Source organism: Streptomyces monticola, from assembly GCF_042665355.1.
Taxonomy (GTDB): domain Bacteria; phylum Actinomycetota; class Actinomycetes; order Streptomycetales; family Streptomycetaceae; genus Streptomyces; species Streptomyces monticola.
This window is the reverse complement of sequence record NZ_JBHTCF010000001.1, coordinates 527,297-550,725: the sequence shown is the minus strand read 5'-3', so window position 1 is coordinate 550,725 and position 23,429 is coordinate 527,297. Positions and strand designations below refer to the sequence as shown.

Genomic DNA, 23,429 nt, shown 5'->3' with positions numbered 1-23,429 from the left:
CCGCATCATGGGTGGTCGGTGACGGGGCCCGGGGCGAGGGGAGTCGGTCGCCCCGGGCGGAATCGAGGATTCGTCAGGCCTTGGAGACGGCTTCCTCGTTGCCGTCCTTGGAACGGCCCGGCATATAACGCAGCACGAGCACGCCGCCCGCGGTCAGGACCGCCGCTACGCCGAGCATGGTGCTGATCCCGGAGGATCCGGTGACGGCGAGACCGCCACCACCCGAACTGCCCGCGCCGCCACTGGACCCGAGCTGCGCACCGGAGGCCGAGCCGCCACCACTGCTGCCGCCGCCGGAGGTTCCGCCGGTGGTGTCACCGCCACCGATGGCGCCGGGGTCGTCCGTCGGGTCGCTGCCCGGCGGGGTGGTCGGGTCGGTGCCCGGGTCGTCCGTCGGGTCCGTGCCGGGGTCGTCCGTCGGGTCGGTGCCCGGGTCGTCCGTCGGGTCGGTGCCCGGGTCGTCCGTGGGATCCGTGCCGGGGTCGTCCGTGGGATCCGTGCCCGGGTCGTCCGTCGGGTCGGTGCCCGGGTCGGTGGTCGGGTCCGTGCCCGGGTCCTGGCCACCGCCGTCGCCGATGGTGAACTCGTGCAGCACGTTGTTCTGCCCGGCCGGGTCAAGGGCGCAGTCGACCTTCACCGGGTCGCCCAGACTGGTCGGCTTGCCGTTCGCGTCCAGGATCCGCAGCTCCAGATCGAGGTCGTCGACCGTGATCTTCGCCTTGCCCGCCTTCTCGAACTGCAGCGAGGGCGTCTCGCCCTTCGCCTTGGTCGTGAACGACTTGGCGGGGTCGGGGACCTTGGTCTTCGCGATCTTGGTGTCGACGGTCACCTTGAGGTTCTCGCCGCCGGGCAGCGAGACGGAGGACTTGGCCTTCGCGGTGCCTTCGATGGTCTTTCCGCCGACGACGCCGAGGCCGACGGCGGCGTTCTCGCTCACGGTGGCATCCGCGTTGATGACGAACTTGCCGGTGGGCTTGCCGACATCGACCTGCTCCGGCATATCGCTCTTGATCTTCACCTTGAGTATGTCGGGCTGAATGAGCGGCCACTTGCACTTGACGGTGAGGTCCTTCTCGATCGGTACGGCCTGCGCGACCTGGCCGCCGACGATTCCCACGAGCGCCGAGGCCGCGCCGAGCGCACCCGCAACCCCCAGTGCGACCTTTGACTGGAGGCTTTGCCGCCTCTTCCTGACTCCCATGAACTACCCCTCAACTCGCCGGACTTAATTGATTTTCGAATCGGAAACCTAGATTCAGGAATGCCGACCGGTCAATAGCGATGGAATGCATATTCGCGCGCACCCGGAGATCCTCGATTCTTTGCTGATCCGATGAGCAATCCCGGGGCGCGTTTAGTCATCCGGCGCCAACTGTCCGAACGGCACGGCCACTTGCTCGACCTGGCCAGGAGCCAGGGATCACTTCTTGTACTTCAGGTCCATGTCGATGGTGTTGCCGGCACCGGCCATGAAGGTGTTGATGATGCCGCCGAGGAAACCGCAGTTCGCGGAATCGAGAGCGGGCAGCGTGTAGTCCTTGGTGGCGAGCTTGCCGCCCTTGTACGGCTGGAAGCCCGTCCCGGCCAGCTCAATCGTCGCGGGCTTGGAGGTCGTGCACTTCTCACCGCCACCGATCGGCAGACCACCGAAGACCTTCACACTGGTCAGCGTCACATTCATCTCGGACTTCGAAGTCAGATTGCCCTTCGTGTCCAGCGAACCAGTGGTCTTGCCCTTCTGGTCGAAGTGAATGTCAGCGGTCGTCGGCAGGAAGCCCATGATGGTGAACTTGCCCGTCGTGTCCTTCAGTTCGAGCTTCGAATCATGCTTACCCGAGCTCAGGTCGTAACGGACATCGATACCACCGGACAACGGCGCATTGCCATTGGCCGCCTTGATGAACGAATTACCCGTCAAGTCGTACGCCAGAGCGATCGGCTCATTGGGATCCGTCGGATCCGTCGCGTCCGTCGGGTCCGTCGCATCCGTGGGGTCCGTCGCATCCGTCGGATCGGTCGCGTCCGTGGGGTCCGTCGCATCCGTCGGGTCCTCCGGTTTGCCGTCCGTGACCTCGATGGTGTGCAGCGTCTTGCTCTGGTCGGCCGGATCGAGCGCACACTCCGACTCGAAGGTGTCCAGGCTGGTCTTGTCCCCGTTGGCGTCCTTCGGCGTCATGGTCAGCAGCAGGCTGTTGACGTCGATCTTCACCTTTCCGGGCTGGGAGAACTTGAGCTCGGGGGACTTCCCCGTGGCCGTGATCTCGAACTCGGCCGGCGGGCTCGGCAGCTTCGTCGATTTGATGGTGTTGTCGAGATCGAAGTTGAGCGGCTGACCGGGCATGTCCACCGTGACGTTCGCCGCCGCGCTGCCCTCCAGGGTGACGCTGCCGACGGCCCCGAGACCCTCGGCTGATTTCTTGCTCACCGTGGCGACCGACGTGACGTCGAATGCGGGAACCGGCTCTCCGACCGCGACGCGGTCCGGCAGGTCGGCGGAAATGACCACCTTCAGCGGCTGCTCCTCGATCAGCGGGAACACACACTCATACGTCTGCGTGAGATCGGCCGGAACCGCGCCGGCCGAACTGCCGCCCGTGATGGCGGCCAGGCCGGCGAGCAGACCGCCGGCAGTCACCGCGGCAAGGAGCTCCCTGCCCCTGGGAATGGTCCGGGATATACGTCGCGCCTTCATGGCTGCCCTTCTTGTGATGGGGTGTCCGCCGGTTCTGACCTGAAGAAGTCGGCCCCCCGCCATTGGGGGTGGCGAGGGACCGGATATGCGCTAGCGGGTCACTTCTTGTACTTCAGGTCCATGTCGATGGTGTTGCCGGCACCGGCCATGAAGGTGTTGATGATGCCGCCGAGGAAACCGCAGTTCGCGGTATCGAGAGCGGGCAGCGTGTAGTCCTTGGTGGCGAGCTTGCCGCCCTTGTACGGCTGGAAGCCCGTCCCGGCCAGCTCAATCGTCGCGGGCTTGGAGGTCGTGCACTTCTCACCGCCACCGATCGGCAGACCACCGAAGACCTTCACACTGGTCAGCGTCACATTCATCTCGGACTTCGAAGTCAGATTGCCCTTCGTGTCCAGCGAACCAGTGGTCTTGCCCTTCTGGTCGAAGTGAATGTCAGCGGTCGTCGGCAGGAAGCCCATGATGGTGAACTTGCCCGTCGTGTCCTTCAGTTCGAGCTTCGAATCATGCTTACCCGAGCTCAGGTCGTAACGGACATCGATACCACCGGACAACGGCGCATTGCCATTGGCCGCCTTGATGAACGAATTACCCGTCAAGTCGTACGCCAGAGCGATCGGCTCATTGGGATCCGTCGGATCCGTGGCGTCCGTCGGGTCCGTCGCGTCGGTCGGGTCCGTGGCGTCCGTCGGATCGGTCGCGTCGGTCGGGTCCGTGGCGTCCGTCGGGTCCGTCGCGTCGGTCGGGTCCGTGGCGTCCGTCGGATCGGTCGCGTCCGTCGGGTCCGTCGCGTCCGTCGGGTCCGTCGCGTCCGTCGGGTCCGTGGCGTCCGTCGGGTCCGTCGCGTCGGTCGGGTCGGTGGCGTCCGTCGGGTCCGTCGCGTCGGTCGGGTCCGTGGCGTCCGTCGGGTCCGTGCCACCGCCGTCGACGATCTCGCCCTTCGCCAGCAGCGTCTTCTGGCCCTCCTTCAACTTGCAAGGGGCGTCGAAGTCGTTGAGCTGCTCGACCGGCTCGCCGGCCTCGTTCTTGACGGTCAGGTTGTGCAGCTTCAGACCGACGACGTGGATCTCCGCCGGACCGGGCTTCTCGAAGGTGAGCAGATCCGCGGGCGACTTGCCCGCCCACTTCAGATTGAACGCCGCGGCCGGGTCCGGGATGTTGGCCTTGTCGACCTTGGCCGGGATCTGCACGCCCTTGAGCGGGCCACCCGGGTACTGGATGTCGATGATCGCGGTGGCCTTGCCCTCAAGGGTCCTGCCACCGAGGACGGACATTCCCTGAGCGGCCCGCGCACTGACCTTGGCGGGGCCCGAGAAGTCCATCGCCGGCACCGTCTTGCCGACCGGGAACTCCGTGGGCACATCGCCTTCCACGGTGATTTCGATCGGGTCGTTCTTGATGATCGGGAAGACGCAGTCATAGGTCTGCGTGAGCTTCACCGGCGCGGCCGACGCCGAATCGCCACCGCCGAGGGTGGTGACGAAGGTCGCCACCACACCGGCTGCGACCGCCGCACCCAGGGTGGCTTTCACCCTGCTTCTCCTGCTATGGGCTCGCATGAGCTACCTTTCGCGTTGCGTGGGTGTGCACGAACACTGCTGCGCCCCCGCCGTGTCACGTCACCTCCCGGCCAATCGGTCAATCCGTGGTCCGAGCTTTCCGGCCCTGATGCTCGCGGGGAAAAGAATGGGGGGGCATATGGCCGGCTCCATCGGTTTCTTGTTCCGATACGGCCACGTTTCGCGTCGGTAAACTACTGACGGGTATCCGGCAGGGTCAATAGCTTCATCAAGCAGGCCGCCCCGATGTGCCATCAACCCCGTTTATTTATAAGCGCGATGAGCATGCGACGACTGGGGTTCATCATGGCCCGCACTGCTTCTGAAGTGATGAATTCAGCGCACTTGCTGCTCACTTCGAAGAGCGTGTATACGCGGTGGCACCGTCGACCGGTGACGGCCTGGACGCGGGTGACAAAGGCGTTCCGCGCTTTACTCAGAAAATTCGCAACGCAAAAAGCAGTGGGCGAAGACTTCTTGCCCACCTGGATACCCAACAGTAGGTTCCCAGACCGGCCTTGTCCCGGAACTCTCACCGCGGGCCACCCGGACTCCCGCAGCGCCCATCCAGCCCCGGGCGCGTTGCCGGGCCGACCTCGAACTCCCCTCTGGAGCTGAGATGTTGCACAAGAAACCGCCGAAAAGGGCACGGCTCGCGCTTGCCCTCCTCGCAGCCGCCTCGGTCGGCACCGCGGGCCTTCTGATACCGGACGCCATGACGCCCGAGGCCACCGCCGGTGATCTGCCGCCGGACGACTTCTACACCCCGCCGGGCTCCGCACCGACCGGGAAGCCGGGCGATGTCATCGACTCCCGAGAGGTCGAGCCCGGCACACCGACCGCACGCAAGCTGGCGAAGACCTGGCAGGTCAAGTACGTGTCGAAGGACGCGAACGGCAAACCGGTGGCGCTCACCGGCACCGTCATGGTGCCCAGGGAGGGTGACCCCGCCAAGGCGCCCATCGTCGGCTGGGGCCCCGGCACCCAGGGGCCGGCGTTCCGCTGCACACCCTCGCGCATGATCGCCAAGGGTGCGCTGTACGAGCAGTGGGTCGTCAACAAGATGCTGAAGGCGGGCTACGCGGTCGCCATCCCCGACTACCAGGGCTACCACGCGAAGCCCAAGACCACCTACATGACCGGCAAGTCCCTCGGCCCGGCCCTCATCGACGCCGTACGCGCGGCGCAGAAGCTGCGGGGCTCCGGCCTGTCCGCCGACGCCAAGGTCGCCTTCCGCGGCTACTCCCAGGGCGGAGGCGCCGCGATGTGGGCCGGCGAGTTCAAGGCGGACTACGCACCGGAGATGAACCTCACCGGCATCGTCGCGGGCGGTGTCCCGGCGGACATGGTCGACATGGCCCTCAACCTGAACGGGCAGCCCGGCTCCGGGTTCCTCTTCTACGGTCTGGTCGGCCTGGACAACGCCTACGCGGAGCTCGACCTCGCGAGCGCCATGAACGACAAGGGCAAGGCGCTGCTGGCCGACTACGCCGACAAGGTCTGCGCGGTGGAGCTGATCAACAACTACGGCAACCAGAACATCAACAACCTCACCACCAAGAATCCGCTCGCCGACGAGAAGTGGGTCGCGCGCTACACCGAGAACAGCCTCGGCAGCGACACCAAGATCAAGGTTCCGGTGTTCCAGTACCACGCCACCAAGGACGCCCTTGTCCCGCCGGGACAGGCCGAGAGGCTGCAGCAGTCGTACTGCGAGCAGGGCGTGAAGCTGAGCTGGAAGGCGTACGACACCGGGAAGTACAAGCCGGTCCACGATCATCTGCGGCTGATCCAGGCGGCCGACGACGCGGGCATGGAGTACCTCGCCGCCCGCTTCGCCGGCAAGCCCGCGGACTCCACCTGCTGAGAAGCGGCCGCGGATCCGCCGGGCTGCGGACCACCGGAACAGCACCAATGAGGCGGCGGCGCTCCCCCCGCGGGGCGCCGCCGCCTCGGCCGGTCAGCCCACGCCCGCCGGGGTCCGGGTGCCGGCGCTCCGCCCGGGTTCCGGGTCCCCCGGCGCGGCGGGCCGGAGCCGGGAGCGCAGCCGGAGCACCCATCGGCCGGCCCACAGCGCGGCCGGGGTCGGCAGGAAGACCAGATCCGCGGCGATCATGGCGAGGGAGAAGTACGGCAGGCCCATCAGGACGCCGATGCCGATGTGCTCCCCGATCAGCAGGACGAGCAGCACGTTCTTCGCCCGCTGCCGCAACAGGCTGAAGGGGAAGGCGACTTGGACCATGACGGTGCCGTAGGTGAGCAGCAGGACCACCACACTGTTGGCCGTCATCAGGTCGGACAGGGCGGGCCAGGCGTTGAGGAACTCCAGCTGTGCCGAGTAGTAGACGGCGGTGCCGTCCTGCCAGAGCTCGCCTTGCACCTTGTACCAGCCGGCCGTCGCGTAGATGAGGCAGACCTGAGCCATGATCATCAGCACCGCCCCGTTGTGCAGCAGGTGAGTGATCATGTCCAGGGCCCGCTGCGGGGTTCCGGGCCTGCGCGCCGCCCACCACCAGATTCCCTGTACGGCCCACAGTCCCCAGAAGAACAGCGCCCAGCCCCAGGTCAGCCGGGACAGCGCCGTCACGAGGACGAGCGCCGCACCGAGCGCCGACCACAGGAGGGGGCCCGTGCGGTCCCGTGCCGGTCCCTTCCCGTCCCGTCGCCGTCTGCCTGCTCTGCGGGCGTCGAGCGACCACACGTGGCTGCAGCGGGCGAAGAGCAGGTAAAGGGCCATCAGGCGCAGGATGTTGTTGCCCGCGTTCATGGCGAAGTCGTTGCGGTTGGTGAACGACAGCACGACGATCACGAAGAGCACACCGGTCGCCCGCGTCCGCCAGCCGAGCAGCATGCACACGATGACGGCGAGCGACAGCGCGTAGCAGATCTCGAACCACAGCATGCTGTCCGACCACAGGAGCACGCTGAAGTGCCCGTCCCTGGCGACCGAACGGCTCACCAGTTCCCAGCTCCACGGGCCGTCGGGGCCGAACAGCTCACGGCGGTCGGGGAACTCGACCAGGAGCCACAGCAGATAGGTGCCGGCCACACCGATACGGAGGATCGCGGTCTGGTAGGGGGCGAACAGGGTGCTTCTGGCCGTTGCCAGGTGTCTGGCGGGCCAGGGGCCGGGCGCGGTCGTGACTCTCCGGCCGCTCACCGTTCACCACCGTCCGGCAGGTCGGCCCGGCTCGCGGGCCACCAGGGGAAGACCGTGACGGCGGGGCGCCCGACGGCCGTCTGCCGCTCCCAGCGGGGGCGCGGCAGCGGCCTGGTCTCGGCGCGGACCTGGACGTGGCGCACGCGGGCGCTGTCCACGTCGTCGGAGAGATGCATCATGGCCAGGCGGGTCATGAACTCCTGGGTGTCGACGCCCGCCCGGCCGCTCGACCGCCCCTCGCTGTCGTGTGTCTTCAGCAGGAGGTACCAGGCCTTGCGGAGCATGAAGCGCTTATGGCTGGGCAGCACGTTGCCGGTCAGTTCGTTCAGTTCGTCCACGCCGATGTCGATCCAGTGGGTGGTCTCGGCGCCACCGCCGGGCGAGGAGAGCCTGGCGCGCGCGTACAGCCGGGTGTCGGACCGGGGCGGGTCCGGCGCGAACAGATTCCAGCCCTGCTCGAACTCCGGCTCCATGTAGTCCCTGATCTCGGCGCTGTACTTCCTGCTCACCGCGTTGTCGGGGGCGACGTGCAGGAACGTGACGCCGAGGTGCGCCAGACCGGCGAACGCGATGACGGCGGCCGCGGCAGCGGTGATTCTCCGGAGCGCCACGGACTCTTCTCCGGCCGGTGGTGTCCCCGGCCCGGGCTCCCCTCTCACCGGCATCGGAGCCTCAGCTCCTCGGGACCGGACCGGAGGCGCTCTTCACCAGGTCCGAACAGTTCGGGACGCTGGCGAAGGCGTTCTGCAGGGCCGCGTTCTTGGCGAGTTCCGCTGCCGGGCCGTCGTACTTTCCGTATGCGGCCATGTCCTGCCCCGCCTGCTGCAGGGCCTTGTTCAGCGACGCCTGATCGGTGACCTTCTGCTCCTGCAGACTCACCCGGGAATCGTCCAACGCCTGCTTGGCGCCGCCCAGTTCCTTCATGGCCCGTGCATAGTCGGCCTTCGCGGCGTCGACCGGCGGCGGACCGGATTTCTTGAGGTCCTTCTCCAGGCTCCCCAACTGGGTGACGACATCGCCGAAGAAATCCACCATCTGCTGCTTCGCCTTGGCGGGGTCCGGCGCCTGGGATTCGGGCAGCTGGACCTTCGCGCCATTCTTCTTCATGTCGTCGCACACCTGCCCGGCCCAGGCGACCTCAGGGCCTGGTTCCTCGGCATCGGATGAGCCACAGCCGGTCACCGCAATTCCGATGACGGCAGACACGGCGATTACGGTGACCAAACGTCGGAACATTTCTCTGACTCCTTCTCAGCGATACCGGCGCGGGCACGTTAGTTGTGTGTTGACGGCGCAACAAGGTCCGGTTCGGGCGCCTCCGGAACACCCGTGGAATTTTGTTCCTGCGGTACGAATTCGGGGCGGTTGCTTGTCATCTTCGAACCCCGGACCAGGAGGACCGTCGGCAGGAACACCGCGTCGGCGGAGAGCATCACCAGGGAGAAGTACGGCAGGCCCATCAGGACGGCGATGCCGAGGTGTTCGGCGGCCATGAGGACGAGCAGCACATTCTTGGCGTGCCGGTTGAGCAGGGCGAAGGGGAACGCGACCTGCACCACGACCGTGCCGTAGGTGAGGAGAAGCACCAGGGCCTGCTGCCCGGCCAGGGCCTGGGACAGCTCGGGCCACGGGGACAGGAAGTCGATGCCGAGCGGATAGTGCACCGCGGTGCCGTCCTGCCAGGTCGTTCCGGTGATCTTCCACCAGCCGGCGCTGGCGTAGACGACGCACACCTGGGCCATGAGGGCGCCGAGCCCTCCGGCGTGCAGGACGTTGGCCATACGGTCGGCGGTGGCGCGCGGCTGCGGGGGTGCGAGGACGCGCAGAGCCCACGCCACCGCGTGCGCCACCCACACCGCTCCGAGGGCCAACACCCAGGCGAGAGTGATCAGTTGCTGCACGGCGAGGTGGCCGAGCGCGGCGCCGAGCAGCACCCATAGGACCATCCCGGCCGGATCCCGGGCGGCCCACGAACCCTGGGGCCGCTCCTTGCGGGCCCGGCGGGCGTCCAGGGACCAGACCGCCGCGCACCGCGTGAACACCAGGTACAGCGCGACCAGATGGAAGACACGGTCTCCGGCGTTGGTGACGAACTCGTTCCGGTGGTGCAGCGACATCATGCACAGGGCGACGAGAACGGTGGCCGTGCGGGTGCGCAGGCCGAGCAGCATCGCCAGGGCGGACACGACAGCCACACCGTAGAAGATCTCCAGCCACAGCCCGCTGTCCGACCAGAGCAGCGCGCAGAAGCCGTCCGCGCCCGGCGCCGCGCGGGAGGCGTTGAGGAGTTCCTGGCTCCAGGGGGCGTCCGGGCCGTACAGGGCGTGTCGTTCGGGCCAGTGCCGGAGCAGGAAGAACAGCCAGGTGGCGGCGATCCCGATACGTACGACGGCACTCTGGTACGGCGCGAGAGGCGCGCACGAGACACGGTCGAGCAGCGACCCGGTGGTCCCGGGCGGCCCGGTGGTCCCGGCCGATCCGGCGGTCCCTGGCGGTCCGGCGGTCGCGGGCGACCCGGTGGTCACGGGGCTCTGCGCGGTCACGGGCGGCCTGCCTCGATCCATGGGAAGTCCCGGTGGGTGGGGGCGGTGTTCCGCTGCGGCTGCCAGGCGGGCGGAGCGAGGGGCCGGGAGACCTCACGCAGCTGGATGCGTACGACGCGTCCCCCGCCCGGCACTTCGGGGGCGAGTCTGCGCACCGCGAGGCGGGTGATGAGCCGCTCCGACACGTCGCCCCGCACTCCGAGGGGCGCGCCCTCAGAGGTGCGGTGGGCGATGAAGTCGGTCCAGGCCTGCCGGAACTGCTCCACGGAGACGCTGGGGAAGACCGAACCGCGCAGCGCGTCGAGGTCCTCGGCGGTCAGGTCACGCCAGCGGGTGGTGGTCACCGCGCCGTCCGGTCCGCGCACCTCGGCACGCCCCAGGAGGTCGAGGTTGCGGCGCATGGGGTTGGGCGCGAACACCTTCCAGTTCTGCGAGAGTTCGGGGTGCACATAGGCGTTGATGGTGTCGCCGTGGCGGGCGCTGATCGCGTTCCGCGGGGCGTTGAAGACCAGCAGGACGGCGAGGTGCGCGAGCACCGCGACGGCCACGACCGCGGCCACGGCGGCCACCAGGCTCCGTGCGAGAGGTCCGGGTTCGGCGTCAGCGGCACCCATGGGGATACGCCTCTCTACTTCCGGGCGTCCGGGGCGGAGGGCCCGGCCCGGCCGATGACCCGGCAGGAGTCCGCCTCGTCGAAGGCGGGCCGCAGCTCACGGTTGCGCTGGAGCGCCTGCGCGGGCCCGGCGTACGAGGTGAGCCCGCGCAGCCCCGCGCCCGACTTGCGCAGGGCGCTGCGCAGCGAAGCGGCGTCCTTGACCGTGGACTCCCTGAGCACCACCTGTGAGTCGGCCAGAGCCCGCTTCGTCTCCACCAGATCGGCCATGGCCTCGGTGTACGCGGCCTTGCCGCCCTCGACCGGCGGCGCTCCCTGCGACTGCAGCTTCACCCCGAGGGCGTCGAGCCGCTTGGCGAGTGCGTCGAGGAACGCGGCGATGTCGGACTGTGCCGTGGCGGGCCGCGCGCCGCGCACGTCCGGCACCTCGAGACCGGCGCCGCCGGCGCCGACGTTCGCGCAGAACTCCTCGGCCCAGGCGATCTGCTGCCGGGAGGGCCCGCCGGGGCCGTCGGTTCCGTCGCCGCATGCGGTGAGCGCGGTGGCGGCCAGGGCGGTGGGCACGGCGAGCCTGACTCCCGTACGTGTGCGCATGACGTGCTCCTCAGGGCCAGGGCGGAAGGGGTTTCACCGGGTGAAGGTGTCGATGTCCGCGAGCTGCCAGCGGCCGTCCTTGTGGACCGCCTGCACGGCGAGCATCGCCGCGGCGTGCGTCGTGTCGCCCTTCTCGGCGGTACGGGTGCTGCGCTGATCGGCGAAGACCAGGACGCGGGCCCGGTCGCCGTCGAGGAGTTCGACGCCGCTGTCCGTGACGGTCGTGGTGAGGACGAGCTTGTCCTCGGCCGCCTGCTTCTTCACGGTGGCGAGCAGCTCGCGGTGCCGGTCGACCGCTTTGCCGGTGAGGAGTTCGGCGGCCGCGCGGTCGGTGCGGCCGGGTTCGGCGTAGTCGTACGAGAAGAGGGCGTCGACCGCCTTGCCGACGGCGCCCTTGACCTCGCTCGTACGGGCCGTGTCCGCGAGGGCCGCGTTCCGCGCGGGCGAGGCGTCCCGCAGCTCGGCGGCGCGCGTACCGGCGTAGGCGGCGAAGGCCCCGAGGAGGACGGTGAGGACGGCGAGGAACAGCGGGAGGCGGGCGCGGAGCGGGGTGCGGAGCCGGGTGCGTTCCGCGGCGGGCGAGGACTCCTCCCGTACGACGGGCTCGGAAGGGCGCTTCCGTTCCGCGGGCCCGGAAGGGCGCTTCCGTTCCGCGGGCCCGGAAGGGCGCTTCCGTTCGGCGGACCCGGAAGGGCGCTTCCGCTCGGCGAGCTCGGGAGGCCGCTCCCCTGCGACGGGTTCGGCTCGGTGCTCCCGTACGCCCTGGGCGACAGGTTCACGCGTCGCCTCCGGGGCCCGTTCGCGTTCCGCGAGGCGTCGTTGCCGGTTGATGAGGTGCTTGGTGGTCGACATGGACGGACGGTCCTCTCACTCGCCGGCGGTGCCGGTGGAGTAGCCGACGGGGGCCTCGCCGAGGGCACTGAGTTTCCAGCCGCCGCCGGTGCGGGTGACCTCGCCGAGCAGCCGGCTCTCCTTCGCGCTCGGCTCGGACTTGGGCGCGGTCACCGTGATCCGCAGGGCGACGAGTACCTTCGCGCGGCCCGCGCGGGAGTCGAGTTCGGTGACGGCGCCGGACAGCACCTTGGCGGTGGTGACGGTCCTGGCCTCGCGGATCTGCCGGGCGAACTCCTCGCGCCCTTCGGTCACTTGGGTGTGCAGCTCGCCGGCGGTGGACTCGCCCCAGGTGTCGAGGTCGCGGTCGAGCGCGCGGTGGTCGAGGGTGTTCAGGTTCTGGGCGCCCTGTTCGCCCGCGGCGAGCACCTGGTCGCGCAGGGCGGCGTAGGAGGCGCGCTCGTCGTGGGCCGCGGCGTACCAGGACGTACCGGTCCACGCGGCGGCCACGAGGCTCGCGCCGCTCAGCGCGAGCGCACAGCTCAGCAGGGGTCCTGGCCTGCCCTTCCGTAGCCTCATGCTTCCTCCACAGGTCTTGTGCGTGCTCCGAACAGTCCGAACAGGAGGCCCTCAGCGGGACTTCAGCTCGGTGATGCGCCAGGTACCGCCCTGGAGACGGGCGGTCACCGACAGCTGGGCGGCCGCCTCGGCGGGCTTGCCGCCCTTGCGTTCGGCGACCTGGTCGAGGAAGACGAGGAGCCGGGCCTCGCGGCCGGTGAGCCGGGTGACTCCGGTGCGGACGACATGGCTGGTCAGGGTGAGCCGCTGCTCCCCCGCCCGCTCGGCGACCTGCCCGAACAGCGCCTCGTACTGGGTGGCCGCCTTGCCCGCGAGCAGCTCCGCCGCGGCCTGCCGGGTGGCTTCGGTGTTCTCCGGGGTGTACGAGAAGACCCGGGTCAGGGCGTCGCCGACCGCCACGGCGACCTGTTCGGTGGCGGCCGCGTCGGTGAGCGCCCGGTTTCCGGTGGCCGGTTCGGTGCGCAACTGCCAGGTGCGCAGGCCGAGTCCGGCGGCGGCGAGCAGCAGGGCGACGGTCAGGCCGACGGTGAGGACGAGGGTGGTACGACGGCGTCCGCGCGGCACCCGGTGCTGCCCGGAGCCCGCGGGGGCGTCCGCCGCGTCGGGCGTCAACTGCTCCTGGACACTGGCCACTTACTTGCTCGCCTTCTTCTCTTCGTCCGCCGCGCCGCCCACCGTCAGGGCGGTCAGGGACTGCACCTTCCAGCCCTGCGGGGTGCGGCTCAGCTCGGCCTCGAAGCGTTTGCGGTCGGTGCTCGGTTCACCGTCGCGCGGGGTGAGTTCGACGCGGACGGTCACGATCAGCTGGGCGGTGCCCGCGCGGGGGTCGAGTTCGGTGACCGCGGCGTCGGTGACGGTGGCGCGGGCGCTGGTGCCCGAGGCGCGCAGGGCCTTGGCGCTGGCGGCACGGGTGCGGGCCAGTTCCTCGTGCAGCGGCCCGGTGGCGGCGTCCTGCCAGCGGCGCAGGCCCCGGTCCACATCGCCCGCGTCGATGGTGCTGAGCCGGGCGATACGGTCTCGGCCCGCGGCGAGTACGGCGTCCCGTTCCCGGCCGTAGGAGAGGGAGTCGTCGTGGGACGCCTGCCAGTAGGCGAGCCCGGCGTATCCGCACAGGAGCAGCGCGACGACGGCGATCAGCCGGACGAGGAGCCCGCCACGGTTCCGGGGCCCGCCGTGGGACCGGGACTCGCCACGGTTCCGGGGTCCGCCATGGGACCCGGACTCACCATGGGCCCCGGACTCGCCACGGGTCCGGGCGGCCGCACGGGTCCGGGCGGCGGCGCGGCTCATGACCGGCCGCCGAGGAGCGTGCTCACGCCGCCTTCCGGGGTGTCGACCCCCGGCAGGCCGAGCGCCCCCGGCATGCCGTTGCCGCCACCGGACGCCCCGCCGCGCGAGCCGGGCCGCGCGGGCTCGGGCACGGCACCGCCGCGCGGTGCGTTCGCCGAGCCGCGGACGTTGACGCCGCTGCCCGGTGAAGCGGCGCACCTGGCCCGGGTGTTGAGGGGCGGGGGCGTGCCGAGGTCGAGGCCGTTGCGGTAGCGCGTGCCGCCGTATCCCGCGGTGCAGGGCAGCGGTTCGAAGAACGTGACGGCCATGCCCATCGTGATGCCGCGGCCGCTGACCGTGGAGGCGCCGGCGGCGGCCACGGCGGGCACCTTGACGAGGAACTCCTCGGTGCCGCGCTGCCGGGTCACGGCGATCTCGGAGGTGGTGAGGAGATTGGCGATGAGGACGCTGATCTGCGGGTCGAGGTCCTTGAGCAGGGCACTGACCTGCGTGACGGCCCCGGGCGCCTGGGCGATGATCCTGCGCAGGTCGGTGTCGGAGCCCTTGAGGGCCTCGGCGAGGTCGGCGGCGCCGGTCGCGAACTTCCGCAGCGCCTTCGCCTCTTCGGCCTGGGTGCGCAGGACGGTCTCGCTGTCCTGGATCAGCCGGTTGGTGGCGGGCAGGCTCTTGTCGGCGGCCTCGATGAAGGCACTGCCGCTCTCGACGAGCGCTTCGAGGTCGTCGCCGTGGCCCTGGAAGGCCTTGCCGAACTCGTCGACGACGATCCGCAGCGACTCGGTCGGCACGGACTTCGCCATGGAGTCGACACTGCCGAGGACGCGGGTGACCGGGGCGGGTGTGCGGGTGTGCGCCGCGCGGATGACCGAGCCGTCCTTGAGGCGCGGCCCGTCGTCGCGGCGCGGCCGCAGGTCGACGTACTGCTCGCCGACCGCCGACAGGTTGGCGACATGGGCCTCCAGGTCGGCGGGGATGGCCGGCGCCGAGTCCTTGATCCGCAGCTGCGCCTCGACGCCGTCGTCGGTGAGCTCGACGGGTCCGACCCGGCCCACGGACACGCCCCGGTATGTCACGTTGGAGTGGGTGAACAGGCCGCCGGTCTCGGCCAGTTGTACGCGTACGACGTAGTGGTCGCGGAAGCCCACGAGGGGGCCGAGTTCGGCGTAGCGCACGCCGATGAACGCGAGGACGACGGCGCCGATGGCGAGGAACGCGAGGTTCTTGAGGCGGATTCCCATGGTGAGCATCAGCGGCCGCCTTCCTGGACCGGGGGCAGGGCGAGCGGGGCGCCGGACTGTGCGGCGGAGGCCCCGGACCGGGGGGCGGAGGCCGTGCCGGCCGTGCCCTTGCGGGGCGGCACGAGGACGGTGCCGTTCGGCGCGGTGACGTTCAGATAGACGTTGAGGTAGTCGCCCTTGATGCCGCGCAGGACCTCGTCCGTGAACGGGTACGTCATCAGGACCTGAAGCGACTGGGGCAGGTTGGAGCCGGAGTCGGCGAGCGCCTTGAGCGTGGGCGCGAGGGCCTTCAGGTCGGCGACCATGTCGTCCTTGCTGCGGTTCACGGTGGACACGGCGACGCCGGAGAGCCGGTCGAGGGCGCGCAGCATGGTCAGCAGGGAGCCGCGCTGTTCTTCGAGGACCTTCAAGCCGGGGCTGAGGTCCTTGAGGAACGTGCCGATCTGCTGCTTGCGGGTGGCCAGGCGGGCGGAGAGCCGGTCGATGCCGTCGAGGGCTCTGGTGATGTTCTCCTTGTTTCCGTCGAGGGAGGTGGCGAGGGTGTCCAGGCGCCGGAACAGCGCCTTGACGTTGCCTTCCTTGCCGCCGATGGCCTTGTTGAGTTCCTTGGTGATGGTCTTGAGCTGGTTGACGCCGCCGCCGTTGAGGACCAGGGACAGGGCGCCGAAGACCTCTTCGACCTCGGGGTTGCGGTCGGTGCGCTCGGCGGGGATCGTCGCGCCGTCCTCCAGGCGGTCGGCCGCGGCGTTCTGCGCGGGCGCGGCGAGCTGGATGTACTTCTCGCCGAGGAGGCTGGACTGCTCCAGCCGTGCGGAGGCGTTGGCGGGCAGCCGGACATCGCCGTTGACCTTCATCGTCACCTTCGCCGACCAGTCCGCGGGCTGCAGTTCGATGTCCGTCACGCGGCCCACGGACACGTCGTTGACCTTCACCGAGGACTGCGGGACGAGGCTGAGGACGTCCTTGAACCGGGCGGTGACCGTGTAGGGGTGTGCGCCGAGGTCGGCGCCGCCGGGCAGCGGCAGCGACTCGATGCCCTTGACGGCGGGCGCGTCACAGCTGCCGAGGATGACGGCGAACCCGGCGAACAGCGCGATCCAGGCGGTGGCGGTGCCCGCCGTGCGGCGCCGGCTGCGGGTGCGGGGCCTGCTCATCGTCCGCCCTCCTGATAGGCGCCGCCGACGGCCGGCAGGGGCAGCCCTGCGAGTTCCCTGATGTTGGCGCGGGTGTCGAGGGTGCGGTGCGCCGGGTCGTACGCCTTGAGGGCGTTGCCGGTGGCCAGGGGCGCCGTGTCGAGGGTCTCGGCCAGGGAGTGGCGCTGGTCGACGAGCACCTGGGTGAGGTCGGCGAGCGCGGTGACGTTCTCCTTGAGGGCGCCGCGGTTGTCCCGGATGAAGGTCTTGACCTGGCCGAGCGCGGTGCCGAGTTCTTTCAGGGCGCCGCCGAGGTTCTCCTTGTCCTCGCCGAGGAACCCGGCGACTTCGGCGATCCGCTCCTGCGCGGTGCGCACCGACTTGTCCTTCTTCTTCAGCATCGAGGTGAAGGACTGCAAGTAGGTGAGGGTGTCGAAGAGTTCGTCGCTGCTGTCGCCGAGGGTCTTGGCGGCCTTGCCGAGGTCGCCGACGGTCCGGCCCATGGCCTCGCCGTTGCCGTCGAGGTTCTTCGCGCCGGTGTCGAGGAGTCCCGACAGGGCGCCGTCGGCGTTGGCGCCGTTCGGCCCGAGTGCCTCGGTCAGGTCGCTGACGGAGTCGTAGAGCTGGTCGATCTCCAGGGGCGCGGCGGTACGCGACTTGGGGATGACGGTGCCGTCGCTCATCTCGGCGCCGCCGGTGTAGGCCGGGGTGAGCTGGATGTAGCGGTCGGAGACGACGCTGGGCGCGACGATCACGGCGCGCGCCCCGGCGGGCACCTTGTGGCCCTCGTCCAGGGTGAGTTCGACCCTGACCCGGCGGCCGGCGGGGCGTACGGCGTCCACGGTGCCGACCTTCACACCGAGCACCCGCAGGTCGGAGCCGCCGTACACGCCGACGGTCCGGTCGAAGTAGGCGGTCAGATGCCGCGCCCCCGATCCGCCGGCGAGACTGCTCCCGGCCCAGGACAGTCCCCCGATCACGGTGAGGGCGACCGCGAAGACCAACAGCCGGCGCATCACGAGGTACCTCCTCGCCTCGGCGGCATACAGCCCTTGGCGGGCGGTGTGCCATCGGGCAGGTAGTTCTTGGGGACGAGTCCGCACAGGTAGCCGTCGAACCAGCGGCCGTTGCCGAGGGTGTTGCCGATCAGGCGGTAGTACGGGCCGGCCAGTTCCAGGGTCTTGTCGAGGCTCTTGCGGTTCTTCTGCAGCACGGTGGTGACCCGGCGGAGCGCGTCCAGGGTGGGCTTGAGCTGTCCCTGGTTGTCGCGGACGACCGCGGAGAGCTGGGTGCCCAGGTTGCGGGTGCCGCGCAGCAGGGCGTGGATCGCGTCGCGGCGCTTCTCGATCTCGCCGAGCAGCGCGGAGCCGTCGTCGAGGAGCGTCTCGAAGCTGGACTTCTTGGTGTGCAGTGTCTTGGTCAACGCCCGGCTTCCGCGCAGGAGTTCGGCCAGTTCGTCGTCGCGCTCGGAGACGACACGGGAGATCGCGGAGAGCCCTTCGACCGTGGTCTTCACATCGTCGGGGCTGTCCTTGAACGTGTCCGAGATCGTCTGGAAGCTCTTCGCCAGCTGTTCGGTGTCCAGCTCACCCACCGTCCTGCCGAGCCCTTCAAAGGCCTGCGTGACGTCGTACGGGGAGGTCGTGCGGGCGAGGGGGATGCGCCGCCCCGGGTCCTGCTCGCCCGAGCCGAGCGGGTCGAGGGCCAGATACTTCTCGCCGAGCAGGGTGCGGATACCGATCGCGACGGTGCTGGCGTCGCCCACCCAGGCGTCGGCGACCTTGAAGTCGACCTTCACCTTGGCGCCGTCGAGGGCGACATCGGTGACCTCGCCGACCTTGACCCCGGCGATCCGCACCTCGTCTCGGGTCTCGATGCCCGCGGCCTCGCTGAAGTCGGCGCTGTAGGTGGTGCCGCCGCTGCCGACGACGGGCAGCGAGTCGGCGTTGTACGCGCCGAGCCCGAGGAGCGCGATCGCCAGGATCCCGGCGATGCCGATGAGGACGGGGTTGCGCTCCCGTACGGGTCTGGGCCTTGGCAGCCGCCGCAGCAGCAGTCGCGCCCTTCCGTGGCCGCGCGGGGCACCGCGCGGAGTACCGCGCCGGATCAGGGGGCTCATCAGCGGCACCTCCCGGCGGTGACCGGAATGCCGGTGGGCGGCTTGCTGCCGTCCGACATGCTCAGGCCTGACACCTTCGCCTCGCAGAGGTAGAGGTTGAACCAGGATCCGTAGGACGCGAGGCGGCCGAGCGCCTGCATCTTGGCGGGCGTCCTGCGCAGGAAGGACTCCAGCTGGGCGCTGCTCGCCGACAGGTTGGAGGAGAGCCGCCCGAGGTGGCGGATGTCCTGCTTGAGGGGTTCGCGGCCCTCCTGCAGGAGGCCTGCGGTGCTGGTGGACAGCTCACCCATCGCCTCGACCGCGGCACCGATGGGCTGCCGGTCCTTGGCGAAGCCCTTGACGAGCGCTTCGAGGGTGGAGACGAGGTCGTCGAAGCTGTCCTCGCGGTCGTTGACGGTCTCCACGACGGTGTTCAGATTCTTGATGACCTTGCTGATGACCTGGTCCTTCTTGCCGACCGTGGTGGTCAGCGAACCGACGTGCTTCAGGAGGCTGTCGACGGTGCCGCCCTCACCCTGGAGGACCTGCACGAGGGACCCGGCGAGTTCATTGGTGTCCTTGGGCGAGAGGCCTTCGAACAGCGGCCGGAAGCCGTTGAAGAGCTGGGTGAGGTCGAGTGCGGGGGTGGTGCGCGACAGCGGGATGGTCGCGCCGGGGTCGAGGACCGCGTCCACCGGTCCTGTGCCGCGCTCCAGGTCGACGAAGCGCTGGCCCACCATGTTCAGGTACTTGATGGACGCGCGTGTCGAAGCGGGCAGTTCACGGCCCTCGTCGACGGTGAAGTGGACTTCGGCGATCCGCCGGTCCACGACCCGGATGGACTCGACCTGGCCGATCTTGACACCGGCGACACGGACGCTGTCGCCCTCGATCAGCCCGGTGGTGTCGCTGAACCGGGCCCGGTAGCCGCTGGTGTCACCGGTGCCGCCGCCCGCGATGCTGAACGCGAGCACGGTGGTGGCGAGGGCGGTGACCACCACGAAGATCAGGGACTTCACCAGGGGGCCGCGCAGGGAGCGGCCGGTGGAGACGCTCACTTCAGCTTCACCTCCGTGCCGCGCAGGACCGGACCCGCGAGGACGCTGCTCCAGTCGGGCAGATCGGCGGGTGCCTTCTTCGCTGCGGGTGCCATCAGCTCCGTGACGAGCTGGTTCTCCTGGGGCGAGTTGGGCAGCCCGAGGGACCCCTGGCGCAGGGACGCGGCGCGGGTGCCGTAGGGCACGCCGTAACAGCGCGGTCCGCCGCCCGAGTCGTAGCGGGGGGTGTCGCGTCCCGGCACGTACTTGCCGAGCGACGGCACGGACTTGACGTTGACGTGCATACCGGGCTTGTCGGTGCCCTTGCCCAGGGCCCGGTCCATGGCGGGTACGAAGTCGGCGAGGGTCTTCAGGGTGCAGGGGAACGACGGGGCGTACCGGCCGAGGAGTTCGAGGGTGGGCCGGCCGCTGGCACTGAGCCGGATGATGTTGTCCTTGTTCTGCCGCAGGAACGTCGTCAGATCACGCGAAGTCGCGGTGGTCGCCCCGTACATGGTGGAGAGTCCGGCGCGCTGTTCGGCGAGGGTGCGGCTGGTGGTGGAGAAGTCGGCGAGGGCCTGGACGACATCGGGCGCGGCGTCGCCGTACGCCTTGGCGACCTTCACCAGCTGGGTGATGTCCCGGTTGAACGCGGGCAGTTGGGGGTTGGCCTTCTTGAGATAGCGCTCAAGGGTGACGATGCTGTCGCCGATCTCGCCGCCGCGGCCTTCGAGTGCCTGCGAGACGGCGGAGAGGGTGGCGGAGAGCTTGTCGGGCTGTACGGCGGTGAGCGTGGGCAGGACGTTGTCGAGGACCTGCTCCAGCTCGACGGCGTTCTTCGTACGGTCCTGCGGGATGACTCCGCCCGCGGCGAGCGCCCGTGTGGACGAGGTGCCGGGCGGGGCGACGAGCGCGACGTAGCGCTGCCCGAAGAGCGTGGTCGGCAGCATCTGCGCGGTGACGTCCGCGGGGATCGCGCCGATCCGGTCCGGTTTGATGGCGAGGGTGAGCCGGGCCCCGGTGCCGTCGGCGCTGATGTCGCGCACCTGGCCGATGACGACGCCCCGCATCTTCACCTCGGCTCCGCGGTGCATCTCGTTGCCCGCGCTGGACGTGAGCACGGTGACGGTCGGCTCGTACGTGAACTCCTTCTCGTACACGGCGATCGACAGCCACACGAGCAGCGCCGGCACGAGCAGCAGGACAACTCCCGCGAGGCGACGCCGCGTTCGCGACTCGCCGGGCCTTCGGACCTTCGGCGCCCGGGGCTGCGGGGCAGGACCCGGCTGCTCCGGCTGCCGGAGCGTGAGCGTGCTCATCTGGCCACCTTCGGGACGTCGTGACGCATGCTCAGCCCGCCACCTTCACCGTGGTCGTCGCTCCCCAGATCGCCAGGGACAGAAAGAAGTCCGTGACGCTGATCAGCACGATCGCGTTCCGTACGGAACGGCCGACCGCGACGCCCACCCCGGCGGGCCCGCCCTGTGCGTGGAAGCCGTAGTAGCAGTGCACGAGGATCACGAGCACGCTGAAGATCAGCACTTTGAGGAAGGACAGGACGACGTCGGACGGCGACAGGAACAGATTGAAGTAGTGGTCGTACGTGCCCGCCGACTGCCCGCTGACCAGGATCGTCACCATCCGCGACGCCAGGTAGGAGCTGGCGAGGCCGATGCCGTAGAGCGGGATGATCGCGACGGCTCCCGCGACGATACGGCTGGTCACCAGGTACGGCATGGAGCGGATGCCCATGCCTTCGAGTGCGTCGACCTCTTCGTTGATCCGCATCGCGCCGAGCTGCGCGGTGAACCCCGCACCGACCGTGGCGGACAGCGCGAGCCCCGCCACCAGCGGGGCGATCTCGCGGGTGTTGAAGTACGCGGACACGAACCCGGTGAACGCCGCGGTGCCGATCTGGTTCAGCGCGGCGTGCCCCTGGATGCCGACGACGACACCCGTGAACACGGTCATCGCGACCATCACACCGACGGTCCCGCCGATGACGCTCAACCCGCCGCTGCCGAAGGCGACTTCGGCGAGGAGGCGCTGGATCTCCTTGAAGTAGCGGCGGATCGCGCGCGGGATCCACACCAGCGCGCGGCCATAGAACGCCAGCATCTCGCCGGGCCGGTCGAGCCAGCCGAAGAGCCGGTCGGCGAGCCGGTCCCCGAGGGGTTTGGTGAGGGCCATGGCGCGCTCAGCCTCCCTTCGGCGGGACGACCTGGATGTAGATCCCGGTGAGCGCGGCGTTGACCATGAACAGGAGCAGGAAGGTCAGGACGACGGACTGGTTCACGGCGTCGCCCACGCCTTTCGGCCCGCCCTTGGGGTTCAGGCCCCGGTAGGCGGCGACGACCCCGGCGATGAACCCGAAGAGCAGCGCCTTGAACTCGGAGATGTAGAGGTCGGGCAGCTGGGCGAGCGCGGAGAAACTCGCGAGATACGCGCCCGGGGTGCCGTCCTGCATCAGGACGTTGAAGAAGTAGCCGCCGAGCACGCCGACCACCGAGACCAGGCCGTTGAGCAGGACCGCCACGCACATGGTCGCCAGCACCCGTGGGACGACGAGGCGTTGGACCGGCGATATGCCCATCACGCGCATGGCGTCCAGCTCTTCACGGATGGTGCGCGAGCCGAGGTCGGCGCAGATCGCGGAGCCCGCGGCGCCCGCGATGAGCAGGGCCACGATCATCGGGCTCGCCTGCTGGATATTGACCAGGACGCTGGCGCCGCCGGTGAAGGACTGGGCGCCGATCTGCTGGGCGAGCGAGCCGACCTGCAGGGCGATGACCGCGCCGAAGGGGATCGACACGAGCGCGGCGGGCAGGATGGTGACGCTGGCGATGAACCAGAACTGGTCGAGGAATTCCCGCAGTTGGAAGGGGCGCCGGAAGATCGCCCGCGCCACTTCGAGGCCGAGCGCGAACAGCTTTCCGGCCTCCCGCAGCGGCCACAGCCAGCGCACCGGCTTGCCGCCGCGGCGCCGCGACGGCTTGGCACGGCCCGGCCCCGGCGGTGGTCCCGGCTGCTGCGGCAGCCGCTGGGTGGGGGCGCTCACGGGCGGCCTCCCGGGGTGCCCTGCGCCGAGGTTCTGGCGCCGAGCAGGCTGGCCTCTATCTCCTGGCGGGCGGCGGGCGGCAGTTGGTCGAGCATGCGCAGGACGCGCAGGGTACGGCGGCGCACGGCCTGGCGCGGCGGCATCCCCGGGGACGGCTCCAGCTGCGGCACGATCGGCCGGGTGCCGAAGCCCTCGGGTCCGGTGCCCTCGCGCAGCTCCCGCTCCATGGTGGCCTCGTCCTTCTCCTCGGACATCCCGATGGGCCCGGCCCTGCGGGCCGCGAGGAACTGCGAGACCACCGGTTCGTCGCTGGTGAGCAGCACTTCGCGCGGGCCGAAGGTGACGAGGTTGCGGCGGAAGAGCATCCCCATGTTGTCGGGCACGGTGGACGCGATGTCCAAGTTGTGCGTGACGATCAGCATGGTGGCGTCGAGCTGCGCGTTGAGGTTGATCAGGTCCTGGGAGAGATAGGCGGTGCGTACCGGGTCGAGTCCGGAGTCCGGCTCGTCGCACAGGATGATCTGCGGATCGAGGACGAGGGCACGGGCGAGGCCGGCGCGTTTGCGCATGCCGCCGGATATCTCGCCGGGCAACTTGCCCTCGGCGCCCACGAGTCCGACCATGTCGAGCCGCTCCATGACGATGCGGCGGATCTCGCCCTCTTTCTTCTTGGTGTGCTCGCGCAGCGGGAAGGCGACGTTGTCGAAGAGGTTCATGGAGCCGAACAGGGCACCGTCCTGGAACATCATCCCGAACAGCTTCCGGGTCTCGTAGATGTCCCGCTCCGGGCTGTTCGCCATGTCGACGCCGTCCACGATGACCCGGCCGCGGTCCGGTTTGAGCAGTCCGATCAGCGACTTGAGAAAGACGGTCTTGCCGGTGCCGGACGGGCCGAGCAGCACGCTCACCTCACCGGCCGGCAGCGTGAGCGACACGTCCTGCCAGATGGTCTGCCTGCCGAAGGACTTGGTCAGGCCTTCGACGACGACTTCGATCCCCATCACACCTCC

23 protein-coding genes are annotated in these 23,429 nt (G+C 69.6%); 1 reads left to right on the top strand and 22 read right to left on the bottom strand.

The window, feature by feature from the left end:
- Positions 1-73: 73 nt before the first annotated feature.
- The 3 genes from ACFQVC_RS02245 to ACFQVC_RS02235 all read right to left on the bottom strand — a co-directional run bounded on the left by ACFQVC_RS02245 (position 74) and on the right by ACFQVC_RS02235 (position 4,221).
- Positions 74-1,201, bottom strand: a complete 1,128-nt coding sequence (locus tag ACFQVC_RS02245) for a DUF6801 domain-containing protein (protein ID WP_381825805.1) — start codon at positions 1,199-1,201, stop codon at positions 74-76.
- A 219-nt stretch (positions 1,202-1,420) separates the two neighbouring features.
- Positions 1,421-2,635 carry a DUF6801 domain-containing protein gene (locus ACFQVC_RS02240; RefSeq protein WP_381825803.1) on the bottom strand — a complete coding sequence of 405 codons (1,215 nt, stop codon included), beginning with the start codon at positions 2,633-2,635 and terminating at the stop codon, positions 1,421-1,423.
- A 155-nt stretch (positions 2,636-2,790) separates the two neighbouring features.
- The gene (locus ACFQVC_RS02235; protein ID WP_381825801.1) at positions 2,791-4,221 is read right to left on the bottom strand and encodes a DUF6801 domain-containing protein; all 1,431 of its coding nucleotides are present in this window, start codon (positions 4,219-4,221) and stop codon (positions 2,791-2,793) included.
- A gap of 646 nt (positions 4,222-4,867) precedes the next feature.
- Here ACFQVC_RS02235 and ACFQVC_RS02230 point away from each other — a divergent pair.
- Complete coding sequence (locus tag ACFQVC_RS02230; protein ID WP_381825799.1) at positions 4,868-6,115, top strand: lipase family protein; 1,248 nt, start codon at positions 4,868-4,870, stop codon at positions 6,113-6,115.
- Positions 6,116-6,208: 93 nt separating this feature from the next.
- Here ACFQVC_RS02230 and ACFQVC_RS02225 read toward each other — a convergent pair whose 3' ends face one another.
- The 19 genes from ACFQVC_RS02225 to ACFQVC_RS02135 form a co-directional block, all read right to left on the bottom strand.
- Positions 6,209-7,408 (bottom strand): HTTM domain-containing protein, encoded by a 1,200-nt coding sequence (locus ACFQVC_RS02225; protein WP_381825797.1) that lies wholly within the window; start codon positions 7,406-7,408, stop codon positions 6,209-6,211.
- Positions 7,405-8,019: a DUF5819 family protein gene (locus ACFQVC_RS02220; RefSeq protein ID WP_381825795.1), complete on the bottom strand. Its 615-nt coding sequence runs from the start codon at positions 8,017-8,019 to the stop codon at positions 7,405-7,407. The genes ACFQVC_RS02225 and ACFQVC_RS02220 overlap by 4 nt, the downstream gene beginning before the upstream one ends.
- A 61-nt stretch (positions 8,020-8,080) precedes the next feature.
- Positions 8,081-8,515 (bottom strand): hypothetical protein, encoded by a 435-nt coding sequence (locus ACFQVC_RS02215; protein WP_381825793.1) that lies wholly within the window; start codon positions 8,513-8,515, stop codon positions 8,081-8,083.
- A gap of 167 nt (positions 8,516-8,682) precedes the next feature.
- Positions 8,683-9,951: an HTTM domain-containing protein gene (locus ACFQVC_RS02210; RefSeq protein ID WP_381825791.1), complete on the bottom strand. Its 1,269-nt coding sequence runs from the start codon at positions 9,949-9,951 to the stop codon at positions 8,683-8,685.
- Positions 9,948-10,565, bottom strand: coding sequence for a DUF5819 family protein (locus tag ACFQVC_RS02205; protein WP_381825789.1), 618 nt, complete (start codon positions 10,563-10,565; stop codon positions 9,948-9,950). The genes ACFQVC_RS02210 and ACFQVC_RS02205 overlap by 4 nt, the downstream gene beginning before the upstream one ends.
- Before the next feature lie 14 nt (positions 10,566-10,579).
- Positions 10,580-11,158 (bottom strand): hypothetical protein, encoded by a 579-nt coding sequence (locus ACFQVC_RS02200; RefSeq protein WP_381825787.1) that lies wholly within the window; start codon positions 11,156-11,158, stop codon positions 10,580-10,582.
- Between the two features lie 33 nt (positions 11,159-11,191).
- Positions 11,192-12,010, bottom strand: a complete 819-nt coding sequence (locus ACFQVC_RS02195) for a hypothetical protein (RefSeq protein ID WP_381825785.1) — start codon at positions 12,008-12,010, stop codon at positions 11,192-11,194.
- Between the two features lie 15 nt (positions 12,011-12,025).
- Positions 12,026-12,568: a hypothetical protein gene (locus ACFQVC_RS02190; RefSeq protein WP_381825783.1), complete on the bottom strand. Its 543-nt coding sequence runs from the start codon at positions 12,566-12,568 to the stop codon at positions 12,026-12,028.
- A gap of 51 nt (positions 12,569-12,619) precedes the next feature.
- Positions 12,620-13,201, bottom strand: coding sequence for a hypothetical protein (locus ACFQVC_RS02185; protein ID WP_381825781.1), 582 nt, complete (start codon positions 13,199-13,201; stop codon positions 12,620-12,622).
- Positions 13,202-13,858, bottom strand: coding sequence for a hypothetical protein (locus ACFQVC_RS02180; protein WP_381825779.1), 657 nt, complete (start codon positions 13,856-13,858; stop codon positions 13,202-13,204).
- Positions 13,855-15,102, bottom strand: coding sequence for an MCE family protein (locus ACFQVC_RS02175; protein ID WP_381825777.1), 1,248 nt, complete (start codon positions 15,100-15,102; stop codon positions 13,855-13,857). The genes ACFQVC_RS02180 and ACFQVC_RS02175 overlap by 4 nt, the downstream gene beginning before the upstream one ends.
- Entirely contained in the window at positions 15,102-16,247 is a 1,146-nt protein-coding gene (locus ACFQVC_RS02170; protein ID WP_381825775.1) for an MCE family protein, read from the bottom strand. Before ACFQVC_RS02170 ends, ACFQVC_RS02175 begins: the two co-directional genes overlap by 1 nt.
- A complete protein-coding gene (locus ACFQVC_RS02165) occupies positions 16,244-17,242 on the bottom strand; it encodes an MCE family protein (protein ID WP_381825773.1) in 999 nt (332 codons plus the stop codon). The genes ACFQVC_RS02170 and ACFQVC_RS02165 overlap by 4 nt, the downstream gene beginning before the upstream one ends.
- A complete protein-coding gene (locus ACFQVC_RS02160; RefSeq protein WP_381825771.1) occupies positions 17,242-18,345 on the bottom strand; it encodes an MCE family protein in 1,104 nt (367 codons plus the stop codon). Before ACFQVC_RS02160 ends, ACFQVC_RS02165 begins: the two co-directional genes overlap by 1 nt.
- Positions 18,345-19,382: an MCE family protein gene (locus ACFQVC_RS02155; protein ID WP_381825769.1), complete on the bottom strand. Its 1,038-nt coding sequence runs from the start codon at positions 19,380-19,382 to the stop codon at positions 18,345-18,347. The genes ACFQVC_RS02160 and ACFQVC_RS02155 overlap by 1 nt, the downstream gene beginning before the upstream one ends.
- Positions 19,379-20,680, bottom strand: coding sequence for an MCE family protein (locus tag ACFQVC_RS02150; RefSeq protein WP_381825767.1), 1,302 nt, complete (start codon positions 20,678-20,680; stop codon positions 19,379-19,381). Before ACFQVC_RS02150 ends, ACFQVC_RS02155 begins: the two co-directional genes overlap by 4 nt.
- A gap of 31 nt (positions 20,681-20,711) precedes the next feature.
- A complete protein-coding gene (locus ACFQVC_RS02145) occupies positions 20,712-21,551 on the bottom strand; it encodes an MlaE family ABC transporter permease (RefSeq protein WP_381825765.1) in 840 nt (279 codons plus the stop codon).
- A gap of 7 nt (positions 21,552-21,558) precedes the next feature.
- Entirely contained in the window at positions 21,559-22,419 is an 861-nt protein-coding gene (locus ACFQVC_RS02140; protein ID WP_381825763.1) for an MlaE family ABC transporter permease, read from the bottom strand.
- The gene (locus tag ACFQVC_RS02135; RefSeq protein ID WP_381825761.1) at positions 22,416-23,420 is read right to left on the bottom strand and encodes an ABC transporter ATP-binding protein; all 1,005 of its coding nucleotides are present in this window, start codon (positions 23,418-23,420) and stop codon (positions 22,416-22,418) included. The genes ACFQVC_RS02140 and ACFQVC_RS02135 overlap by 4 nt, the downstream gene beginning before the upstream one ends.
- Between the last annotated feature and the right edge of the window lie 9 nt (positions 23,421-23,429).